This is a genomic window from Roseiarcus sp. (genome assembly GCF_052145395.1).
Taxonomy (GTDB): domain Bacteria; phylum Pseudomonadota; class Alphaproteobacteria; order Rhizobiales; family Beijerinckiaceae; genus Roseiarcus.
The window spans coordinates 1-3,092 of sequence record NZ_JBKQOT010000609.1 but is presented as its reverse complement, the minus strand read 5'-3'; the positions used below and the strand labels follow the sequence as shown (position 1 = coordinate 3,092).

Annotated in this window: 3 protein-coding genes; 2 read left to right on the top strand and 1 reads right to left on the bottom strand. The window is 62.7% G+C overall.

Features of this window, described 5'->3' with window-relative positions:
• Nucleotides 1-231 precede the first annotated feature (231 nt).
• Both ACLP25_RS20950 and ACLP25_RS20945 read left to right on the top strand, forming a co-directional pair.
• On the top strand, nucleotides 232-615 hold the full coding sequence (locus ACLP25_RS20950; protein ID WP_442471083.1) for a tetratricopeptide repeat protein: 384 nt from the start codon (nucleotides 232-234) through the stop codon (nucleotides 613-615).
• Nucleotides 616-1,261: 646 nt separating this feature from the next.
• Complete coding sequence (locus tag ACLP25_RS20945) at nucleotides 1,262-1,549, top strand: hypothetical protein (protein ID WP_442471082.1); 288 nt, start codon at nucleotides 1,262-1,264, stop codon at nucleotides 1,547-1,549.
• 1,078 nt (nucleotides 1,550-2,627) lie between these two features.
• Here the strand turns inward: ACLP25_RS20945 and ACLP25_RS20940 are convergent.
• Nucleotides 2,628-2,858, bottom strand: a complete 231-nt coding sequence (locus ACLP25_RS20940) for a hypothetical protein (protein ID WP_442471081.1) — start codon at nucleotides 2,856-2,858, stop codon at nucleotides 2,628-2,630.
• Between the last annotated feature and the right edge of the window lie 234 nt (nucleotides 2,859-3,092).

The following is a 3,092-nucleotide window of genomic DNA, read 5'->3' as shown; positions in this document are numbered from 1 at the left end:
CACCCGTGAGGCAACCCAGGCGAAAACCGCCGTAGCTGCGGAGACGACAACGTACCCTAGTCCATAGAGGTTCGCGGCGCTTTGAACGAAAGTCGTCTAGGCGGCATTGCCGCGACCCCAAACCTTCACGACACGTGCCGCGACAAGGGTCCGTTTCAGAGTTCGACCTTCGCGTTTTCCACCCGCGATCTTTCGAACCGCACGTTGGAGCCAAATCTCGACCGCCCCGTCATGGATTCCGATATAGCCGGGCGAATTGTCGTGATCGTGGTTCTCGGGCAGTTCGGTCGCTGGGTTGCGGACGTCGATGAGACCATTCGAAATCTTAGCGTCGAGATACTGCTTCAGCCTTCCAAGAGGCGATCTGTCGGGCGCCACAACCGCGCCGAGGCGCGCGGTCAGAGCTTGATGGCGACTGGCAAGTACGAAGCCGCGATCGAGGACTTCAACGCGGCGCTGAACGTCAGTTCAGACAACTCGGATGCTTGGGCGGGGCTCGGGTTCTGTTATCAGAAACTCAATAATCGGTCGAAAGCGGTCGAATCCTATCAACGCGCAGTTTCGGCGAACCCCAACAATACGAACGCCCGGTCCGCGCTGCAACGCATGAGCTAGCACGGGCCACAGCTGCGAGTGGGCACCAGGTGCCGTGCCCATCCTTGTGTTGGGCGTCTGGCCCACGCTTTCCTCTGGAGGTTCTCCCGGAGACCGTTGGATAAGCCAGGCCCCGAGCCCTCCGCATTTTCGCGTCGTCGTACCCCTTCCTCGTCCTACCGGCGGCCAAGGAGCGGCCACGGCGGACTGGCGGATCATCCATTTCAATCTGGCGTGAAACACATGCTTAGGACTCTTTCGGCAGGATCGACGACAGTCTCCCATGACTATGAAATCGACGCTCATCGTGCCCATAACGCTCCTCGCGACGCTTGTCGCGGGCGTCCTCGTCCACGACTGGCTCAAGACCAAGCCGTCTGTCGAGGACCCGGCTCCGACGCGAACCGGATCGATTGCGACGGCCAATCCCGATGCCCCGGCGCCTGTGAGCCTGGAGCCCGTTTCGGCGCCGGCGCCCACCTCGCAAGAGGCGAACCTCGTCCAGGACGTAGCTCCGACGCGAACCGCGTCGATTGCGACGGCCAAGCCCTCTGCTCCGGCGCCTGTGAGCCCGGCGCCCGTTTCGGCCCCGGTACCCTCCGCCATGCCCGAGCCCGAGCCGCAGCGACGCATGAGCGCCTCGCAAGAGGCGGGCCTCGACGCGTGGATGATCAAGACCTATCTCGCGTGCTGGAAGCCGCCGGCGGCTCAGCCCGCCGACGCAGATCCTTATGTCGCGCGGGTGCGCCTCAAATTCAAACCCGACGGATCGCTCCTGAAGCCGCCGAAGCTCGTCAATCCGCCGTCCGACCCGGCACAAAAGCCACAGGCAAAGAGCGCGTTGCAGGCTGTCAAGGCATGCGACCCTTTACCGATGCCAGCTCAATATCGCTCTTTTTATGAGCAATGGAAGACCAAGACCATCCACTTCGATCCGCGGGTTGCCGCCCGCTGACCCCGGGCATGAGCCGCCAGCGCCCGCGCCAGCCGTTCCAGCCGACGGGGCTCCTAGGATGCGATGCCGCAACATTGTACTGCGCCCGGTTTTCTGGACACGGGGCTGCACTATGCCGCGTGCTTGAGGTTCGTGTCGAGCCATTCGGCACGGGCCTGGCGTGGGGAGCGGTATCCGTTTTTCTCGATGAGCCACTCGGCGTTGTATCGGGCGGTGAAGGCGCTGACGGCTTCTCTGACGTCGTCGATGGTCTGGAAGACGCGGCCGCCATAACCGCCCGCACGTCGTCCATCCGTTCTTCCAGATTGGCGATGCCGCCAATGCGATCAGACAAGCCGGTGCCGCGCTTATCGAATAGGATCAGCCGCGAACACCCAGCAAGCCGGGAGAAAAAGTTCGCCCACTCGGGACTCTCCTAGAACAGCTCGATATTCGAGACAAAGCCGGGCACGAAGACGAGATCGAAGGGGCCGTCCCCGACGACTTGGTATAGGCGATGCGCAAATCGCCGCTCTTGGCATAACGCGTAACGCGCTGCATTTCGGGTTCCTCGCTGCACGCGCGGCTTCGGACAACCCTCCGCTGAAAAAGCACCCCCACACTCGCATAGCCGCAGCTTGCGGTCCACGACAAGCCGAAAACCCGCTCGAACCGGTCTGGTGGCCCGTCAGATCGCGCGGGAACCATCCGGACGCAAGCGTGTAGTCTCCATCGAACCGTTGAGGAGGGTTGATGCGTCGAACGGGACCAATGGTCGGAGCCGACGTATTGCGGACCTAGCGGACCGCGGCCTCGGACGCCTCAATTGGACGAGGAAGCGGACCTACAGGGTCGCCAGGGAACGCGAGGAGTCCCGCGGTGGGCGGGTATTGATGGTTGCCATGACCGATCCTTGTCCGCGCGCTGAGCCAAAGAGTAGCGCTTGCCGACGCGCTTCGCCACTCCCGCTTCCCTTCCTACTAAAGGGAGAAGACGAAGAGCGAAGCTCAGCGGATGGGGTCCACCACGCGGCGTCGGCGCGGACGTGCATGGCAGAGTCAATGCTCGCGTCGATCCAAACGCAAGGTCCTTAGGCGCCCTACCGCATCACGCAGCCCCTCGGCACGCCGACCCGCTTGCAATAGACCACGGGCCCGTGCACGACGACCGGATGCGCAGCGACAGCGCCACGTGCGACACAGCCGTGCGGCACCCCCGCTGCTCTGCAATAGACGACGGCGTTTGCTGGACGCGCGGTCATGAATAGGCCCCCGATGACCCCGTTCGCCACAGCCAACCCGACGGCCGACACACGAACTGATTTCAGCATCTTCGTTTCTCCTCTGTGACGCCCAAGGAATCATTGGACTTGTGAGCCAAATCTTTGATTATCGTTATCCACCCATCACGTCTCGCAAGCCGCGACATGCCACGACCTCGCGAGCAAGAGCGCCAGGGCGGCATGCAGTCCGACGGCAGGCCACAACAGCAAGCCCCCGACGCGCTCGACCACGCCAAGGTAAGTCAGGAACAGCGCGATCAGAGAATTGTAGGTCAACATCCC